The sequence below is a fragment of the Homoserinimonas sp. A520 genome, assembly GCF_054489245.1.
On record NZ_JBTMWX010000006.1, the window covers coordinates 1 to 17,263 of the forward strand.

Sequence of the window (17,263 nt, forward strand, 5' to 3'; positions counted from 1 at the left end):
CCCACGCACGGTAACCGAGGACCACGCGGCTCGGGTGCACCCTGGTTTCGCTGTCATTGACCGGTTGACACGTCGGACGGGTCGTCAACCATGGCCGCGATCTTGTTTAGCGACCGTTTCAGGAGGGCTTCCACAGTCTGCCGGTCGAGGCTCTCATCGTTGACCCATTCCAAGCAGATAGTGATGACGAAACCTGTCCAGCCGCGTATGGCCAATCGGGTCACGGGATCTGAGTGCGGGGTGCGAAGAAGGCTTAGCACGGTCCGTTCGATGTGGGTTCGACTCTCCGCGATCAAGTCTCGGACTTCGCTATCGAGACGAAGTGCGCCTTCGTGCAGTAAGCGGTAGCCATGGGGATGGGACTCGACGTAATCGAGATAGGCAGCCAGCGCAGCAGATAGCTCTTGTCCTTCGATCGCTTCGCGCAGGGCAGTCGCCTCATGCGCGACAACCGCTCGCACAAGTTCTTGTTTGGACGAGAAATAGTGGTAAAGCAGGGCCCGTGAAGCACCGGCATGCTTGGCGATCTCATCAATCGAGACCTCATCGTCGGGTCGGGTGCCCAATAGATGGGCGGCGGCAGTGATCAATTCCTCGCGCCGCCGCGCGGTCGTCAACCGTCGACGCATTGCGGAAGGTGCTGGTCGCTCAATTTTATTAGACATCAGTTCAATAGTGTACGCTCAGTCTTATTGAACACGGCATCTAATAGTGGAGGTCAGCATGTCCGAGAGAAAAAGGTACAGGCAAACGACCGCCGCTCTTTTCGCGGTGTATACGGTGTCCCAGGTGAACATCGCAAGGTTGCTCTTGCCGCTGGGTCGTGATGTCGCTCGATTGCAAAGCACCGCCGACGCCGCGGTTTTCCGCGAGATTATGGGTGGCTGGACGCCCGCGCAACGTGAGCAATATCGACGCCATCTGGGTCCCGATACTGTGCACCCACTGCTGTATGCCGCAGCGTTGATCGCGGCGGGGCGTACAGTTCAGCACTCCGCTCAGTCGCGATGGGTGAAGACGACTTTGATCGTGGCGCCGGCGATCTCGGCTCTCTGCGACTTGATCGAGAATGCCTTCCACGCGCGGTTTTGTGCCAGCCCACAGGAGATCACACCGCGTGCCGCGGCCTTATCCGGTGCCGCCACACGTACGAAGTGGGTACTCGCTTTAGGCAGCGCAATCTGGATTAGTGCCCAAGCTGCGCAGGGGCGACGGAGACGTTCATGAAGCTCGTAACCTATCGACTTGCCCGCACCGGTCGACCTTCTGAGATCGCCTTCGGTGCCGTGCGCGGTACCGAGGTCGTCCGGTTCACGTCCGCTCTCGATCATGATATTCGTGGCCTGGAATCTGTAGAGGCTTATCTCGCCGGTCTCCCAGGTACTTTCGACCGCGCCGCGGCCATCGTTGGCGACCCGTCCCTGCCCGCACTGCCGCTCACCGAGGTCCAACTTCTTGCACCGGTGCCGAACCCGGCGGGGCTACTGGACTGCGGCCTCAGCCCGAAGCATCTGCGCGCATCAACCCGGACGCTGCTGCGCCGCAGTCTGCCCTCCGGGCTCGGGCGACCACTCGGCGCGATTCTCGGACGCGTGGCGTCACGATCCCGCACGGTGCGATTCTACAAAGGGAATCACCACTCCATCAGCGGTCCCGGCGACACGATCACCTGGCCCGACTACACCGCCTACCTCGACATCGAACCCGAGCTGGCCATCGTCACCGCTTCTGAGCAACAACAACACTCTGACTGGGTTGAGCCTGCCGGTTACGTCATCTACAACGATGCCAGTGCCCGAGACGTGCAACTAGGCGAGATGCTATTCACCGGACCCTCCACCAGCAAAGACTTCGATACCGGTAACGGCATCGGCCCCTACCTTGTCACCCCCGATGAGATACCCGACCCGCTCGATCTTGCCGTGACAGTGACGTTCAACGATCGCCCCGACTGGACCGGGACCACCAACGACTACCTACTCCACCCCGCTCAGCTACTCGCCCACATCCTGCGCCGTCGCTCGCTCCCGGCAGGCACGCTCATTGGCATGGGGGCCATCCCAGGCTGCTGCGGACTGGACCGCGACGAATGGCTAGAACCGGGCGAAGAGTACACCATCGCGATCGACAATCTTGGCAGTCTCACTCAACGATTCGGCACTCCCACCACCTTGCCGCTCACCGGCTGGGGCACCCGTGTTTCCGCGGGCGGTCGAGGCACGCAGGGGTTCTCCTGACAAGGAACGGGTGAACGGGTACCGGTCAGCTGCGCGCCAAGATCAGAGGGAACAGCTTGCCCGACCTCCTCGCGTGAAAACTCCCGTCCCGATTCCCGCGCAGTTGGCGTGTCCGGACTTGGCAATATGTCCGAACTGGCCTGTCACGCGACAAGCCGAGGCTCGCATGCTACGGGGCGTGGTTCGGTGTGGTTCATGCCGGTGGGAGCTCCTGCCACATCTCGATGAAACGGGGCCGGCTCTTGCCGCTCTGTGAGCGCGAGGAGAGAACAGACAAGGGTGTTGGCGGTTCCTTCCAGAACTGGACGAGGTGCCGCTCGACGGGCGACTCCACAACCCCGTCATATGCTGCGTCCCGGCCGCTGGCGTGGAGCCGCGCACGATAGCTGCCCTTTTCATGACCCGTGATGGTCCCGACATCCTTCCTTTCGAAGCTTTCCGGCCGGTTGAAATAGACCTGTCCTTCCGGGAGCATCAGGGACAGCTCGTGGATGTCTTCCCACTCTGGCGCGGGTGCGTCCGGCCTCGCGTCGAGGACCTCGACAGTCAAATCAATGGGACCGGAATATACGCCTGTGAAAACCAACGGCACTATCAGCGCAGACTCCTTCATCTCGCCGCGCATCGCCGCCTGCAGGGCAGCTACGGGGTCTGCCCGCGGAAAGGGCGCTATGACGAAGTCCACGACATGGTGCCATGCACCAATCACGAAAGTTGCGGACTCGATCACAGGCGCTGCCTCTCTAGAAAAATCGAGATGGAACGTGCGTGCTTCGACTACTACAGCATTGGAACACAAAGTACGGCGGCCAGCACAGAGCAAACTCCGGGCGTCACGGGACACCATTTTTCCTGAGAGTTTCTCGGCCGATAGTCTCGTGCCGTGAGCGACGATGAATTCGGCGACGGCCTCCTGAGCGGTCCGCGGGGGCGCCGTTTCTGCCTGAGCCTGCTGACGTCGGCTGAACCGTCATTGTGGACGCTTACGTTCCACGCGGCGAGAACTCCAGCGAACACAGAATTGGTGACCGATCTCGCCGATCACATCGCAAAGTTCGCACCGCCGGAAGTATGGACTGATGCCGCGCTCATGGATGCTCTCGTTGCCAGTACTGGTGCCGCGCGGTACTGGCAGGAACCCGACGAAGAGGACGTGCTGCTGCAGGATCCACAGCTCCGCGCTGCGCTCGAACCCGTTTCGCTCCAGGTCAGTAGCCAGCCCGCGACACAGTGGTGGTCGTCGCCGATGGCAGCAGCTAACCAACACTTCGTGCAATGGACCGATCAGTCGCCGCTTGACTCACCACCCGAGCTGACCGGTGCGGCCGTTCGCCTTGACCGGTGGAAAGCGGGTGCTCTCGAGAACGAGCGATTAGCAGCGATGCGCCCGAAGCCGGTCACGGCCAACCTCAGCGGCGAGTGGTGGTCGACGCCGGCGATTGTCGGCCTGGTCATGACCACGCGGAGCCTGCCGGGGCTGGCTGCGGTGAAGCTGATGCTCGTGGAAGATGGCTTCGGCTGGACCACGGCAGACGTCTGGCCGATGAAACCTGCTGACGACTGCCGGGTTTACGAGATCACCGGGCCTCGCGCCTGGGTCGAGCTGGTTGCCCAGTATCCGATGGACGTGACATTCTCACGCCGCCAGGACTGGTGGCGGTCGGGCGGTCACGACGGCTCCTGGCTGCTTCCCGACTGGTCTGCTGTCGCATCCGATTTCGATGCCGTTCACCTGAGCGTGACCGGCTACCTGACCACAGCAGGAAGGGCGCTGCCGGTTGGCGAGTCCCGAACCATGCTGGCCGGTTGGAATGCAGATGAGACGTACTGGTTGAGTGATGTTCTGGAACAGAACGGGGACCCGGTGCTGTGGGAACGGGACACCTCCCAGTCGAGCGACGGAAACTGGCACGCTGCCCGTTGAGTGACACGCGGCAACGGATGCTGGCGCGCAGCACCGAAAACACGGCGCAATGCCGGAGGCGGCATCTGCCACCAATTTCGATCCGGCCTTCCGGCGAAGGCACTTTGGGTGTGTACTGGCAACCATCGGCAGGCATTCGTCTGCCCCTCATCGGTCCCACCCTGCGGAGATCACGAGTTGCCGACGGTTGGGACCTTCATCAGGAGGTACAACTGTGCATAAGCCCCGCGCACGCGCACTCGGTGTTTCACTGGGTTGCGCGTTAGCTTTCACCCTCGTCGCCACGGCGACGGTTCCGGCGGTCGCCGACGACCACGAGAACCTGCCAGGCGAGCCGAGCATCACCCTGCCGATCAACGACAGTGAGGCCGGCGGCACCTACGATCAGGACTTCGACCGCGCCTACGCCGGCACGACTCCTGACGGCACCCCGGTCTACATCTACGTTCCGGAAGGCACGCCACTCGACGGGTCAGAGCCGACCGGCGTCGCCAGCCTCGATCCGGCGTTCGACCACAACCCGGCAGACGAGTTCGCTCCGTGTGCTGACCACGCGGCATCCGAATACGTGCTCACGCAGGCGCAGATCGACTATATGGGCAACCAGCTTTCCAGCCAGATCGTGGCCGTCGATGAGGAACACTTCGGCCCGATGGATGCGGCGGATGCGGACGTGCCGGCCAGCGATTCGCTGGTGATGGTCGTCTACAACGTGCAGGATGCGAACTACTACGACTGCGCGGAGACCACCTACACGGCGGGATACTTCGCCCCGGACTTCATCGAATCGGCCGGCATGAACGTGATCGTCATCGATGCCTTCGACTGGGCGAACCGCGTGGGGCCGGATGACTCCGAGTGGCGGGACGACAACCCGGACAACGACCAGGCGACGCTGTACGAGGGTGTCATCGCCCATGAGCTCGAGCACCTGCTGCACAACTACAGCGACCCGGGCGAACTGTCATGGGTGGATGAGGGGCTCGCCGACTTCGCAGTGTTCCTCAACGGCTACGACGTTGGCGGCTCGCATCTGACCTATCACCAGGTGTTCTACGCCGAGACATCGCTCACCCGCTGGGGTGGCGGCCTCGAGAACTACGGCGCCGCGTACACCTTCTTCCAGTACGTCTGGGAGCAGGCAGGCGGCAACGGTGACGGCACGTTCACCCCAGACCTCCAGAACGACGGAGCCGCTGGTGACCTGCTGATCCAGCGGATCTTCGAGAACCAGGCCGACGGTATGGACGGTGTCCAGGCGGCGATCGACGCGTTCAACGCGGAGACCGGCGCCGACCTGCGCTCTGCCGAGGAGCTGTTCCAGGACTGGGCAGTCACCGTCTACCTCGACGATGAGGAGTCGGAGCTCTTCGACATCAAGGCTGTCGACTTCGGCGACCCGGCGTTCACGACGTGGACGATCGACATCGCCGACGACCAGTTCTGGGGTGACCGTGGGAACAGCCAGGGCGCCCAGCCTTCGCCGAAGTGGGACAAGCGCACCAACGCCCAGTCGCCGACGGCACTGCCGTACGGGCTGCAGGTCGAGCGGTTCCGCAACCCGGGTCCGAATGTGACGGTCTCGCTTGACGGTGAGGACACCACGCAGGTCGCGCCCCACTCCGGGGACACCCACTGGTATGCGGGTTATGAGAGCCAGTCCGACAACGTGCTCGACGTCGAGGTGACCGGGGAAGCGACGACCCTCGACTTCTGGACCTGGCACTTCATCGAGGAGGGCTGGGATTACGGTTTCGCTGAAGCCCTCGTCGGTGGCGAGTGGGTCACCGTTCCCCTGGTGAACGACGCGGGAACCGTCGTCACCAGCAACGACGACCCGCACGGCAACAACACCGAGGGCAATGGCCTCACCGGAACCTCCGGCGGCGCCTACTTCGTCGACGAGCCGGTCTACGTGCACTACACGGCGCAGCTTCCCGAGGGGGCAACGGATGTTCGCTTCCGCTACTCCACGGACGCGGCCTACCTGGACACCGGCTGGTTCATCGATGACGTGCTTGTCAACGGAGCAGCTGCAGCGGTGAGTTCGGCCGAGGGCGAGTGGTTCGAAACGACGGGGCTCCAGGACAACAACTGGACGCTGCAGGTCGTGGCGAGCTGCGACCTGACTCCCGGCACCGACTCCGACTTCGAGATCACGGATGGCGCGGGCAACTACGTCTACCGGCTCGAGGGCGATGCCATCAGCCAGCCTTTCAACACGATGTGTGCGAACGGCCCGAACCGGGACTTCGCAACCCTGGTGTCGAACCTTCCCACCGGTGACCTGATGTTCCTCGACGCGGAGTACACGCTCACCGTGAAGAACACCGGGAACGCCAAGTAGTAACAGGGCCATTGTGGGCCCCTCCACCAGGTGGGGCCCACACTGGCTTGCGAAGGAGGGCGGATTCTGAAGGGCACGTCGATCGTGCTGCGTCCGGTCAGGGAAACCGACCTCGACGAGCTCTACGCGTTCCACGTCGACATCGACAACCGCGGCGAATTCTTTCCCCGCAACATCACGTCGCACGCAGCGTTCCGTAAGCAGTTCGACGAGGACGGCTGCTGGAGCCGGGACGAAGGCATGCTGGTCATCGCTTCCCCGGACGACAAGGTCCTCGGCCATATCGAGTTCTTCAAGACGGTCAACTACCTGGATGAGTTCGAGTTGTCCTACCAGGTCTACGACCCTGAACAACGCGGCAAGGGCATAGCCACCCAGGCGGTGAAGCTGCTGACGCGCTACCTATTCGAGACCAAACGGGTCAATCGCATCCGTCTGGTTATTCACCCGGACAACGCACCCTCCCGAAAACTCGCCGTCACCTGCGGCTTCCGGCACGAGGGCACCTCGCGCGGCGCCTGGTACAACGGCGGACGGCACCACGACGTGGAAATCTACGCCATCCTTCACGACGAGGTCATCCGCCCCGACGCTTCCTGAGCTTCGTCAGGCGGCGCGCTCCAGCGTGATCGGCCCGGTAGGGGTGAGCAGGTCGGCATCCGCCTTCTCTGAGCGCACAAAACCGATGCCAATGAGAATGAGCAGCCCGCCGATGAGCTGCAGCACGGTCATCTGTTCGCCCAGGAGGAGCCACGCGTAGAAGGTGGCAGCGACAACCTCGAGTAAGCCGGCGAAGGACGCTAGTCGAGACCCGAGCAACTGGCTCGCCTTGATGCTGGTGGCATAGGCGATTCCGGTGGCCAGAACCGCGACGATCAGCATGGGAATCCACCAGGCCGTCGAGCCGCCGAAGAGCTGGACGGTGCCGAACGTCGCCGTGAACGGCATCAGGCCGGTCAGTCCGACGAGCCCGATCGCGATGCCTCCGAGAACCAGGCTGACGGATGCCACGGCGACCGGATGCAGGTCGTCGTCGACCCTCGCCGCAGCGACGAAGTAGACGGCGCATCCGACCGTCGCAGCCGCAGCGAATGCGAGGCCGAGCATGTCGATGCTGCCGTCGCCTCCCGGCGACACCACCATTCCGAGCCCGAACAACGCGAATACCGAGCCGAAGAGAACGACGAGCTTCGGCGCCTTCCGCGTGCGGGCCCACACGAACGCGACCAGCAGCAGCGGCGCCATGAACTCGATGAGGATGCCGGTGCCGACCGAGATCCTCTCGATCGCGGCGAAATAGGCCAGTTGCGTTGCCGCGACGCCGATCAGGCCGATCGCCAGGATGCGGGAGCGTGCCCGCCACAGTGCAATCCAGCGTCCGCGCAACGCGATGAGGGCGAATGGGGCGAGCACCAGGCCGCCGACGAGCGCACGAACGGTCACAGCGGCACCCGGACTCCAGCCCGCCTCGAGGAGCGGCTTGACGAACGGGCCGGACATTCCGAAGGCGAGGGCTGCGGCCACGGCGATACTGAGGCCGGTGAAAGTTGAGGAGCGTGACATGGTGCGGCCTTCAGGACGTGGTTTGACTGTTCAGGATCACCACGTTAGTGTGCAGATCAGTAAGGAGTCAATTTGCATTTTGCCCCTGACACGGTCGACACTCTGGCGTTCACCGTCGCGCTCGCGAATACGGTTCCTGGAGCGTCCCGGAGCGGCGAGGACGAACTCGCCACCCCGCCCCAGTTGACCGCCCTGCTGACCGAGCATTCCTACAGTGGCCGTTTCGATCGTGACCTCACAGAGCTCGCCGAAGTGACCGAGACCCGGGAGTTGTTGCGGCACATCTGGACACACAGCCGGGACGAGGCGGTCCCCGTCGTGAACCGGATGCTGCAGGAGGCGAATGCGCTCCCGCACCTGGTGAAGCACGACGGACTCGACTGGCACCTGCACGCCACGGAGGACGCCGCGCCGCTGGCCGAACGCATCCGCGTCGAGGTGGCCTTCGCCCTCATCGACGTTATCCGCGCGCGCGAATGGGAGCGCCTTCGCTACTGCGCCGCCGGTGATTGCACCGGGCTGTTCGTCGACCTCTCGCGCAACGGGTCCAAACGGTTCTGCAGCATCCGCTGCGGAAATCGGATGAACATGGTCGAGCACCGGGCGCGCGCCGCCTCGGGCGACCCGCAGCAGGCCTAGCCGCCGAGCAGCTCGGCCGGGTGGGTCAGGCGCCACCAGTCGTCCGGCCCGACGATATCGCCGTCCAGTTCGAGCGGGACCTTCACGAAGTACTCCCCCGAGACGAAACGGGCCGAGCCGACCACGCTTCCGGAGCGGGCCGTCGACACGTCATCGACGGTGACGGCGGAACTGACCGGCATGTCGGACCAGGTGAACACGGATGCGTCCTCCGCAGCGACGACGGACGCCTCCTCACCCCACGGCGTCGAGTACGAGCCCAGCTTCTGCCCCTTCGTCAAGACCGGCACCTCGTGGAATCCGCCCCGCACGCTGCCCAGCATGGCGCGCACCGCGTTGTCGACCTGATAGTGGTTGTCCCCGCCGAGCACCACCCCGACGACCGTGAGCTGCACGCCATGCCCGACGTCGATCACGGCGGAGAACAGCAGGCACGCCCCGGACTCGTCGAGTGTTCCGGTCTTGATCCCGTTCACGCCGTCGACACCGAGCAGGTCGTTGGTGTTCGCCCCCGCCCTGCCGTCGGCGCCGGCAACGGATCGCGTGCCGACGATCTCAGCCAGCACCGGGTTGGCCATCGCCAGTTTCCCGATCGCGATCAGGTCGGTCGGCGTGCTGAGGTTCCTCGGGTCGAGTCCGGTCGGTTCGACGATGGTGGTGCCGGTGAAGCCGTTCGCATCGAGCCAGGTGCGTGCTGCACTGCGGAAGTTGGCCGGCGACCCGAACGCCCAGCTGCTGACGGCATCCGCATAATTCGTGGCCGAAATCACCAGCATCACCTGCAGCGCATCGCGCAGCGGCATGCTCGACCCGGACTTCATCGGCCAGATGCTGGCCTGCTTCACGTAATACTGGTCGTAGAGGGCGGCGTCGGCCTTGCTGAAGGTGATCATCGGCCCCGACTCGGTTGGCCCGATCGGCTTGGCGTCGAGGATGACGAGCGCGGTGACGATCTTGGTGATGCTCGCGATCGGTCGGGGATCGTTGCCGCCAGTGGCCGCCAGGATGCCGTCAACGCCTGCGACCCCCGGGAAATCGTCGGCTCCAGCGATGCTGATCGCGCTGGCACCCACCTCCGGGAGAACCACGGTCGCTGGGTCCGGAAGGTCGACGCTCACCGCCTCCCTGATCGCCGACGAAACGGTGACGGGGGCCAGGAGGGTGAGCGGGATGTAGGTGCCGACCATAGCCGCGATGACCAGCACGATGGACCCGGTGATGATGAACCTGCGCCGGCGACGTCTGGTGCGCGCCGCGACAACCTCGGGCATCAGCTCGTTCTCACGCTGCCGTTCGGCGCTTTCTTCGGCCCGCTCGATCAGCCCGGACAACTCCAGGAACTCCTCGGGAACGGTGTCGTTCACAAGTGAACGATCGTCAGGGGCGCGCACAGCATCATGCTAGTGGCACCCAATGACGCACCGTGCGACTGGGTTCAGAGCCACTTCCGGGATTTGAACACCAGGTAAAGCGACACGCCCATCGCCACCATCAACGCCATGGCGAACGGATAACCCCACGGCCAGTGGAGTTCCGGCATGACGTCGAAGTTCATCCCGTAGACCGTGCCGATCAGGGTCGGCGCGAACAGTATCGCGGCCCAGGATGAGATCTTCTTGATCTCCTCGTTCTGGGTCAGGTTGAATTCCGTCATCCGCTGCACCTCGTCGTTCTGGCGCTGGGCGACCAGAGTGGAATGCACGATCAGGGCGTTGTCGAGCAGGGCGCGGAAGCCGTCCGCCCGCTCGCCCACCCGAAGCACGTGGTCATGGACGTCGCGCAGCAACCGCTGAAGCTCGAGTTCGAGCTGGTATTTTTCAGCTCCGCCCAGCAGTGCCTCCAGCATCGTCGCCAACGGATGTGCCGCGCGTTGAAACCTGATGACCTCGCGGGAGAGCTCATAAATGCGTCTGGAGACATCCGGATCCCCGCCGAACAGCTCATCCTCGATCTCGTCGATGTCGTTCTCAAGCCCGGCGATGACCGGACCGTACTCGTCGACCACCTCGTCGAGGATCGCGTAGAGCACCGCATCCGGCCCCATCGCCAGCAATCCTGGACTGCCCTCCATTCTGTGACGAACCCGGGCAAGATCCGGCGACTCCGCATGGCGAATGGTGACGACGAAATCGGGACCGGCAAAGATGTGCAGTTCGCCGAATTCCACGCGCTCGTCGGCATCGAGATAGCGAGCGGGACGAAGGACGATGAAGAGGGTGTCCCCGTAGCGTTCCAGCTTCGAGCGCTGATGGCCGGCCAGCGCATCCTCCACCGCCAGGCTGTGCAGGCCGAACTCGTCAGCGATCGACCGGATTTCCTGTTCGTTCGGACGGTAGAGCCCGATCCAAGCCATGCCGTTCCGCTCGCGCATGACCTCGAAGGTCTCCTCGAGGCTTTTCGGGTCTTCGGTGCGGTGGCCAGCCACATACACGCCGTTGTCGATCATGGGCATGACATGACGGTATCCCGAGATCCCTCCGATGGAACGGTGCGAATTGCGGGTGTCCCGGCTCCGCGACCCGCCATTCGCACCGTCCGGCCCGCTGGGCGGGACCTACAGTGTCGGCATGGGCCTTTCAGTAGTCATCGCACCGGACTCGTTCAAGGGGTCACTGCCGGCCGACGCGGCAGCATCCGCCATTGCAGCGGGGTGGCGCGAGGTCCGGTCATTGGACGACGTGCTCCTGCTGCCGCAGGCTGATGGCGGCGAGGGCACCCTGGGCGCCATAGCGGCTGCCGTTCCGGATGCCAGGAGACACCTGGCGCGCCAGGTCACCGGGCCGGATGGCCGGCCCGTCGACGCGGCCTGGCTGGAGTTGCCCGGCGGTATCGCCGTCGTGGAGCTTGCCGAGTCGAGCGGTCTTCCACTGATGGCGGCACCGGATGCCCTCGGCGCCACGACCCGCGGCCTCGGCCAGGTCATCCGGCTGGCGCTTGAGGCCGGCGCCGACTCCCTGGTGATCGCCCTCGGCGGCTCGGCCAGCACCGACGGTGGGGCGGGCGCGTTGCAGGCACTCGGCCTGCGCGTGCTTCACGAGGACGGTTCGGAGGTCGCCGATGGCGGCGGCGGGCTCTCCCGCGTGCACAGCATCGACACCGGCACCCTGCTCCGACCCCCGCCTGGTGGCGTCACAGTGCTGACCGATGTCACCGCTCCCCTGCTCGGCATGACCGGCGCTGCCGCCGTGTTCGGTCCGCAGAAAGGCGCGACCCCCGACGACGTGCGGCACTTGGAAACCGCTCTCACCAGGTACGCCGAACTGCTCGGCGGCGATCCGGGTGTGCCGGGTGCCGGTGCTGCCGGGGGCACCGCCTACGGTTTTATCGCGGCCTGGGGTGCGACGGTCAAGCCCGGCGCCGACTGGATCGCGGAGGCGACCGCACTCACCCGAGCGATCGGGGCAGCGGATGTCGTGATCACCGGCGAGGGACGGTTCGACTCCACCTCACTCACCGGCAAGGTCGTCGGCAACGTCATCCGGTTGGCGGGCGCTGCCCGTGTGGGCGTTGCGGCCGGCTCGGTCGCGATCGAGCACGACGCGTGGACGGTGAGCCTCACCGAACTGGCCGGCTCAGCGGAGGCCGCGATGGCCGAGCCGGAGCACTGGCTGAGGGCGGCCGGCCGCAGCGCCGCGCTCCACTTCGGCCACTCCGACCCATGAATGGGTTAGTCGGCCTCGCCGGAATGGGCGTCGAGAAAGGCGTACAGCTCGGAGTCGTCGACGCCGGGAAACGTTCCCTGGGGCAGCGGCGACAGGATGTGGGCGTGCAGCTTGGCGCTGGCCCAGGCCCGGTGTCGCCACCGCTCGGTCAGCTCCGTGCCCGGGCGTCGGCAACAACTGGCATCCGGGCACTTGGAGGCCTGCCGGTTCTTGGTGTCGCGTCCGCGGAACCACTTCGCGTCGGCGAACGGAACGCCAAAAGTGATCGAGAACTCTTCGGCAGACGCGGTACCGGTCTGGGTGGAACACCAGTAGGTTCCGGTCGGGGTGTCGGTGTACTGGTAGAACTCGGTGGTGCGGTTGGTGCGCAGGAACGCCGTACGGGCGCTCCAATGGCGACACACCGGCTGCCCCTCCGTCGAACCAGTGATGTCGGTGGGTAGGCGCAGGCCGTCGTTCTCGTACCCCTTGTACAGGGCACCGTCGTCGCCGACGCGAAGGAAGTGCACCGTCATCCCCAGGTGGCTGGTGGCCAGGTTGGTGAACCGCAGGGCGGCAGCTTCGTGCGTGACGCCGAACGCATCGCGGAAATCCTCGACGGCAAGGTTTCGGTCTTCTTTCGCCCCCGCGAGGAATTCGACGGACTGCTGGAGCGGCATCAGGCAGGCGGCGGCGTAGTAGTTGATCTCGAGTCGCTGACGAAGGAACTCCGCGTAACTCTCCGGCTCGTGGTGGTCCAGCAACCGGTGCGCCATCGCCTGCAACGCCATCGAGCGCAGGCCGTGCCCGCCGGGAATGGATGCCGGCGGCAGGTAGATGCGCCCGTTCTCCAGGTCGGTGACCGACCGGGTGGAGTGCGGCAGGTCGTCGACGTGGATGAGGTCGAAACCGAGTCGTTTCGCCATCAGGTTGACCTCGCGGTGGGTGAGTGCGCCCGTCGTGTGGCCGACCCCGCGGAGGGACTCCTCGGCAAGCTCCTCGATCTCCGGCAGGTAGTTGTCCTGGGTGCGCATGTACTGACGCAGTTCGGTGTTCGCCCGCCTCGCCTCCTCCGGCGTTGCGATCGCCTGCCTGGCGCGCCTGGCCAGTTCCTTGTGGAGCCCGACGAGGGCCTCCAGTGTTTCGTCCGGTGTCGACCGCAGCGCCCTCACGGTGGGAAGGCCGAGGCCGGCATACACGGGGCTGCGCTGCATCCGGTCGAGTTCGATTTCGAGCGCCGCCCGCTGCGTGGGCGGCTCTGCGCTCAGGAGGTCGGACACCTGAACATTGAGGTTGCCGGCGATGGTCTGCAGCAGCGACAGTCGGGGTTCCCTGCGGCCGTTCTCCATCAGGGAGAGTTGGCTACCGGCGATTCCGACCTGCGCGCCGAGTTGGTCCAGTGTCATTCCGGCACCGGTGCGGTAGTGGCGGATGCGCTGGCCCAGGGTGGCAAGGTCGGTCATGATCTTTATCGTAGCGAAAGAAGCGCACTTCTTTATGCCTCATTAGGGGTGGGAATGGTCAATTCGGGGCGCAGAATGGAATGAGACGCCATTTCTTACGGTGGCGGCGGAATCGAACGGACGGACAAGCTCATGACACTCACCCCCACGAGGCCAGCGACAGCAGACGACCAGATTTCGCAAGCCGAACCGTACGGCGTCCGGCCGGCCGGCACAACGAAGAAGGTCGCCGATTGGGTTGATTCGATCGCGGCCCTCACCAAGCCGGAGCAGGTCGTCTGGTGTGACGGCTCCCCCCAGGAGTGGGATCGTGTCACCCGCGAGATGGTCGCCGCCGGAACCCTCACCAGGCTGAACCCGGAGTTCCGCCCGTACAGCTTCCTGGCGCGCAGCAACCCGGAAGACGTCGCACGGGTCGAATCGCGTACCTTCATCTGCTCCGAGAACGAGGCGGATGCCGGCCCCACCAACAACTGGGCCGACCCCGCCGAGATGCGCACCACGTTGAACGGGCTTTTCGAGGGCAGCATGCGCGGGCGCACCATGTACGTCATCCCGTTCTCGATGGGTCCGCTCGGCAGCCCACTGGCGAAGCTGGGCATCCAGGTGACCGATTCGCCTTACGTGGTCGCCAGCATGGGCATTATGACCCGCATGGGCAGTGCCGCCCTATCCCTGATCAACGCCGGTGAAGACTGGGTTCCGGCCGTCCACAGCGTTGGCGCCCCCTTGTTCGACGCTGAAGGCAATCACCTGGACGAGAATGACGTCTCCTGGCCGTGCAACTCGAAGCACAAATACATCACCCACTTCCCGGAGACCCGCGAGATCTGGTCGTTCGGCTCCGCCTACGGTGGCAACGCCCTGCTGGCGAAGAAGTCCTTCGCCCTGCGGATCGCATCCGTCATCGCCAGGGAGGAGGGCTGGCTCGCCGAGCACATGCTCATCCTGAAAATGACCAACGAGGCCGGACGGGTCTTCCACCTGGCCGCGGCGTTCCCCTCCGCCTGCGGCAAGACCAACCTCGCCATGCTCCGCCCGACCCTTCCCGGATGGAAGGTGGAGACAATCGGCGACGACATCGCCTGGCTGCGTCCCGGTGCGGATGGCCGCCTGCGCGCCATCAACCCGGAGGCCGGCTTCTTCGGCGTCGCGCCCGGCACCAGCCCCAAGACCAACGCCACCGCTGTCGAAACGCTGTGGGGCAACACCATCTTCACCAACGTCGCCCTGCGCGAGGACGGCGACGTGTGGTGGGAGGGCCTGACCGACCGCGCTCCGGACAACCTCACCGACTGGAAGGGCAACCTCTGGGACCCGAACTCCGGTGAGCCGGCCGCCCACCCGAACTCCCGCTTCACAGTGGCCGCCCACCAGGCCCCGTCAATCGCCGACAGTTGGGACGACCCGGAAGGCGTCGTGCTCGATGCCATCATCTTCGGTGGCCGTCGCGCCCACAACGTGCCGCTCGTGGTTGAGGCGCGCGACTGGGAGCACGGCGTCTTCCTCGGTTCGACCGTGTCGTCTGAGCGCACCGCTGCTGCGGAAGGAAAGGTCGGCGAGCTGCGCCGGGACCCGTTCGCGATGATGCCGTTCTGCGGTTACAACATGGCCGACCACTGGTCGCACTGGCTGAGCGTGGGCGAGAACCTGCGCAAGTCGGGCAGCATGCCGCGGATCTTCCAGGTGAACTGGTTCCGCAAGGGCGAGGACGGCAAGTTCCTCTGGCCCGGCTTCGCCGAGAACGCCCGCGTTCTGGAGTGGATCCTGAACCGCGTTGACGGCCAGACCCCGGCAGCGGAGACCCCCCTTGGTCTCTCCCCGATCGCCGGCGGCATCAACGTCGACGGCCTGGACCTGGACGAGGGCGATTGGGACCAACTGTTCGCTGTCGACCCGGATGCCTGGCTCGCGGAGCTCGATGACACGGAAGGCTTCTACGCCAAGTTCGGCGACCGCCTCCCGGAGACCCTGACCAGGCAGCTCGCGGACATCCGCCAGCGCCTGGAGAAGGCGAAGGAAGCTGGCGCGTAGCCCTCGCCGGGTCCATTTCACAACGTTTTCGGCATGTCGTTCGTCTAACCCAGTAGACGTGCGACTCTGGTCACATACCGATGACCTGCACGCGTGAAACGAAGAGGACTGATTCTTGGCAGGGGCCGACTGGGAGAACGTCGTCACCACGCTGGTGGCTGAGCGTGGTGACGCGCTGACCCGTTACGCCTACCTGATCAGCGGGAGCCGAGACGATGCGGCCGACCTGGTTCAGGATGCCCTGGTGAAGACGTTCGGACGCCTCCGCAACGGCTTCACGGTGCGCAGTGCCGAGGCGTACGTGCGCCGGGCGATCCTCAACACGTACCTGGACGGCGGCCGGCGCACCAGCCGGTGGCGCAAGATCTCGCACCTCACGGCGGTTCCCGAAACGGTCGAGTCGACCGCGCCGGCCACGGAGAGCCGCATCGACCTCAGCGGCGAGCTGATGAAGCTGGCCCCACGCGAACGTGCCTGCCTGGTGCTCCGCTACTACGAAGACCTCAAGGTGGCCGACATCGCCCAGACGCTCGACATCAGCGACGGTGCCGTGAAGCGTTACCTCAGTGATGGTCTCGCCAAGCTGTCGAACTCGATGGCCGACCAGAAGGATGCCGTTCCCGAGCTTTCCGAAGGAGCACACCATGCCCACTGACGCCGCACTGCGCAGCCTGTTCCACGACGCAGCCTTCCATAACGCTGCGGCACCGGTCGCGTCCCTCGATGCTGCCGCGATCATCCGCCGCAGCAAGCGCCGCCGGCTCCCCCAGCAGGTGGGTGCTGGCAGCGTGCTGACGCTGGCCGTCGCGGGTATCGGGGTGGCGAGCATCAATGGCCTGCAGGGGCTGGCACCGATGGGCGCCTCCCAGACGATGGCGGATGCCCCGGCGAGTGAGTCCTCGGAAGAATCCGGGCAGGGGGCAGACGGTGCGGTTCCATGGATGGACAGCGGGACGTCACTCCGCCAGACCTCGTGCGACGTACCGGTCGCCGACGGTCGGGTCGATGAGGCCCTCGAGATCACGCCGGTGTTTTCGACGGTCGCGCCAACCGGGGAGGCGGTTGTCGGCACCCTCAACCTGACAAACACCGGTTCTCTGCGGATTGTGGGCGTTGCCGCCAACCCGACAGTGACGCTGGTGCGGCACGGCGAGCGCATCCTGTACAGCGACCGTGGGGCAACTGAAACCCGTGTCGACCTGGCTCCTGGGGAGTCGATCTCCCTCTCCTTCTCGTTCGACGCCTTCCAGTGCGATGCGCAGGGCGGCGCGACCGGTGCGGCGCTCGAAGCGGGCGCCTACACGCTGTCGGCTGAGGTCGAGTTGCGTCCGGATGCCGGACCGTCCAGATTGGTCAGCGGACCGGCATCCGCCATCACCTTGCGCTAGCCGACTCCCTTCGCAGCCACAGGCCAG

16 protein-coding genes are annotated in these 17,263 nt (G+C 65.0%); 9 read left to right on the forward strand and 7 right to left on the reverse strand.

All coding sequences use genetic code 11. From position 1 onward, the window contains the following. Window positions 1-53: 53 nt before the first annotated feature. Window positions 54-665, reverse strand: coding sequence for a TetR/AcrR family transcriptional regulator (locus tag ACX3PH_RS13415; RefSeq protein ID WP_459093190.1), 612 nt, complete (start codon window positions 663-665; stop codon window positions 54-56). A gap of 333 nt (window positions 666-998) precedes the next feature. Continuing rightward, window positions 999-1,145 (reverse strand): hypothetical protein, encoded by a 147-nt coding sequence (locus ACX3PH_RS13420; RefSeq protein ID WP_459093191.1) that lies wholly within the window; start codon window positions 1,143-1,145, stop codon window positions 999-1,001. Window positions 1,146-1,223: 78 nt separating this feature from the next. On the opposite strand from ACX3PH_RS13420, the gene ACX3PH_RS13425 reads away from it, so the two are divergent. Beyond that, window positions 1,224-2,237, forward strand: coding sequence for a fumarylacetoacetate hydrolase family protein (locus ACX3PH_RS13425; RefSeq protein ID WP_459093192.1), 1,014 nt, complete (start codon window positions 1,224-1,226; stop codon window positions 2,235-2,237). A gap of 193 nt (window positions 2,238-2,430) precedes the next feature. Here ACX3PH_RS13425 and ACX3PH_RS13430 read toward each other — a convergent pair whose 3' ends face one another. Continuing rightward, on the reverse strand, window positions 2,431-2,967 hold the full coding sequence (locus ACX3PH_RS13430; RefSeq protein WP_459093193.1) for a hypothetical protein: 537 nt from the start codon (window positions 2,965-2,967) through the stop codon (window positions 2,431-2,433). Window positions 2,968-3,120: 153 nt separating this feature from the next. On the opposite strand from ACX3PH_RS13430, the gene ACX3PH_RS13435 reads away from it, so the two are divergent. From ACX3PH_RS13435 to ACX3PH_RS13445, 3 genes are all read left to right on the forward strand, one after another. Beyond that, a complete protein-coding gene (locus ACX3PH_RS13435; RefSeq protein ID WP_459093194.1) occupies window positions 3,121-4,161 on the forward strand; it encodes a hypothetical protein in 1,041 nt (346 codons plus the stop codon). A 214-nt stretch (window positions 4,162-4,375) separates the two neighbouring features. Next, window positions 4,376-6,508: a hypothetical protein gene (locus ACX3PH_RS13440; protein ID WP_459093195.1), complete on the forward strand. Its 2,133-nt coding sequence runs from the start codon at window positions 4,376-4,378 to the stop codon at window positions 6,506-6,508. Between the two features lie 30 nt (window positions 6,509-6,538). Further along, window positions 6,539-7,108: a GNAT family N-acetyltransferase gene (locus tag ACX3PH_RS13445; protein WP_459093196.1), complete on the forward strand. Its 570-nt coding sequence runs from the start codon at window positions 6,539-6,541 to the stop codon at window positions 7,106-7,108. A gap of 6 nt (window positions 7,109-7,114) precedes the next feature. On the opposite strand, the gene ACX3PH_RS13450 is transcribed toward ACX3PH_RS13445, so the two are convergent. Continuing rightward, window positions 7,115-8,071 (reverse strand): EamA family transporter, encoded by a 957-nt coding sequence (locus tag ACX3PH_RS13450; RefSeq protein WP_459093197.1) that lies wholly within the window; start codon window positions 8,069-8,071, stop codon window positions 7,115-7,117. Between the two features lie 72 nt (window positions 8,072-8,143). Here ACX3PH_RS13450 and ACX3PH_RS13455 point away from each other — a divergent pair, with 72 nt between their 5' ends. Further along, window positions 8,144-8,710, forward strand: coding sequence for a CGNR zinc finger domain-containing protein (locus ACX3PH_RS13455; RefSeq protein WP_459093198.1), 567 nt, complete (start codon window positions 8,144-8,146; stop codon window positions 8,708-8,710). Here the strand turns inward: ACX3PH_RS13455 and ACX3PH_RS13460 are convergent. After that, window positions 8,707-10,101 (reverse strand): D-alanyl-D-alanine carboxypeptidase family protein, encoded by a 1,395-nt coding sequence (locus tag ACX3PH_RS13460; protein WP_459093199.1) that lies wholly within the window; start codon window positions 10,099-10,101, stop codon window positions 8,707-8,709. The two genes, ACX3PH_RS13455 and ACX3PH_RS13460, sit on opposite strands and share 4 nt — an antisense overlap. Before the next feature lie 44 nt (window positions 10,102-10,145). Then, a complete protein-coding gene (locus ACX3PH_RS13465; protein ID WP_459093200.1) occupies window positions 10,146-11,162 on the reverse strand; it encodes a magnesium and cobalt transport protein CorA in 1,017 nt (338 codons plus the stop codon). Between the two features lie 115 nt (window positions 11,163-11,277). On the opposite strand from ACX3PH_RS13465, the gene ACX3PH_RS13470 reads away from it, so the two are divergent. Then, on the forward strand, window positions 11,278-12,372 hold the full coding sequence (locus ACX3PH_RS13470; protein ID WP_459093201.1) for a glycerate kinase: 1,095 nt from the start codon (window positions 11,278-11,280) through the stop codon (window positions 12,370-12,372). Between the two features lie 5 nt (window positions 12,373-12,377). Here the strand turns inward: ACX3PH_RS13470 and ACX3PH_RS13475 are convergent, their stop codons facing one another. Further along, a complete protein-coding gene (locus tag ACX3PH_RS13475; RefSeq protein ID WP_459093202.1) occupies window positions 12,378-13,814 on the reverse strand; it encodes a helix-turn-helix domain-containing protein in 1,437 nt (478 codons plus the stop codon). Window positions 13,815-13,946: 132 nt separating this feature from the next. Between ACX3PH_RS13475 and ACX3PH_RS13480 the strand changes: the two genes are divergently transcribed. The 3 genes from ACX3PH_RS13480 (at window position 13,947) to ACX3PH_RS13490 (ending at window position 17,236) form a co-directional block, all read left to right on the forward strand. Beyond that, window positions 13,947-15,848 (forward strand): phosphoenolpyruvate carboxykinase (GTP), encoded by a 1,902-nt coding sequence (locus ACX3PH_RS13480; RefSeq protein ID WP_459093203.1) that lies wholly within the window; start codon window positions 13,947-13,949, stop codon window positions 15,846-15,848. A gap of 115 nt (window positions 15,849-15,963) precedes the next feature. Then, window positions 15,964-16,503, forward strand: a complete 540-nt coding sequence (locus ACX3PH_RS13485; protein WP_459093204.1) for a SigE family RNA polymerase sigma factor — start codon at window positions 15,964-15,966, stop codon at window positions 16,501-16,503. Further along, window positions 16,493-17,236, forward strand: a complete 744-nt coding sequence (locus ACX3PH_RS13490; protein WP_459093205.1) for a hypothetical protein — start codon at window positions 16,493-16,495, stop codon at window positions 17,234-17,236. The genes ACX3PH_RS13485 and ACX3PH_RS13490 overlap by 11 nt, the downstream gene beginning before the upstream one ends. The last annotated feature ends 27 nt before the right edge of the window (window positions 17,237-17,263 follow it).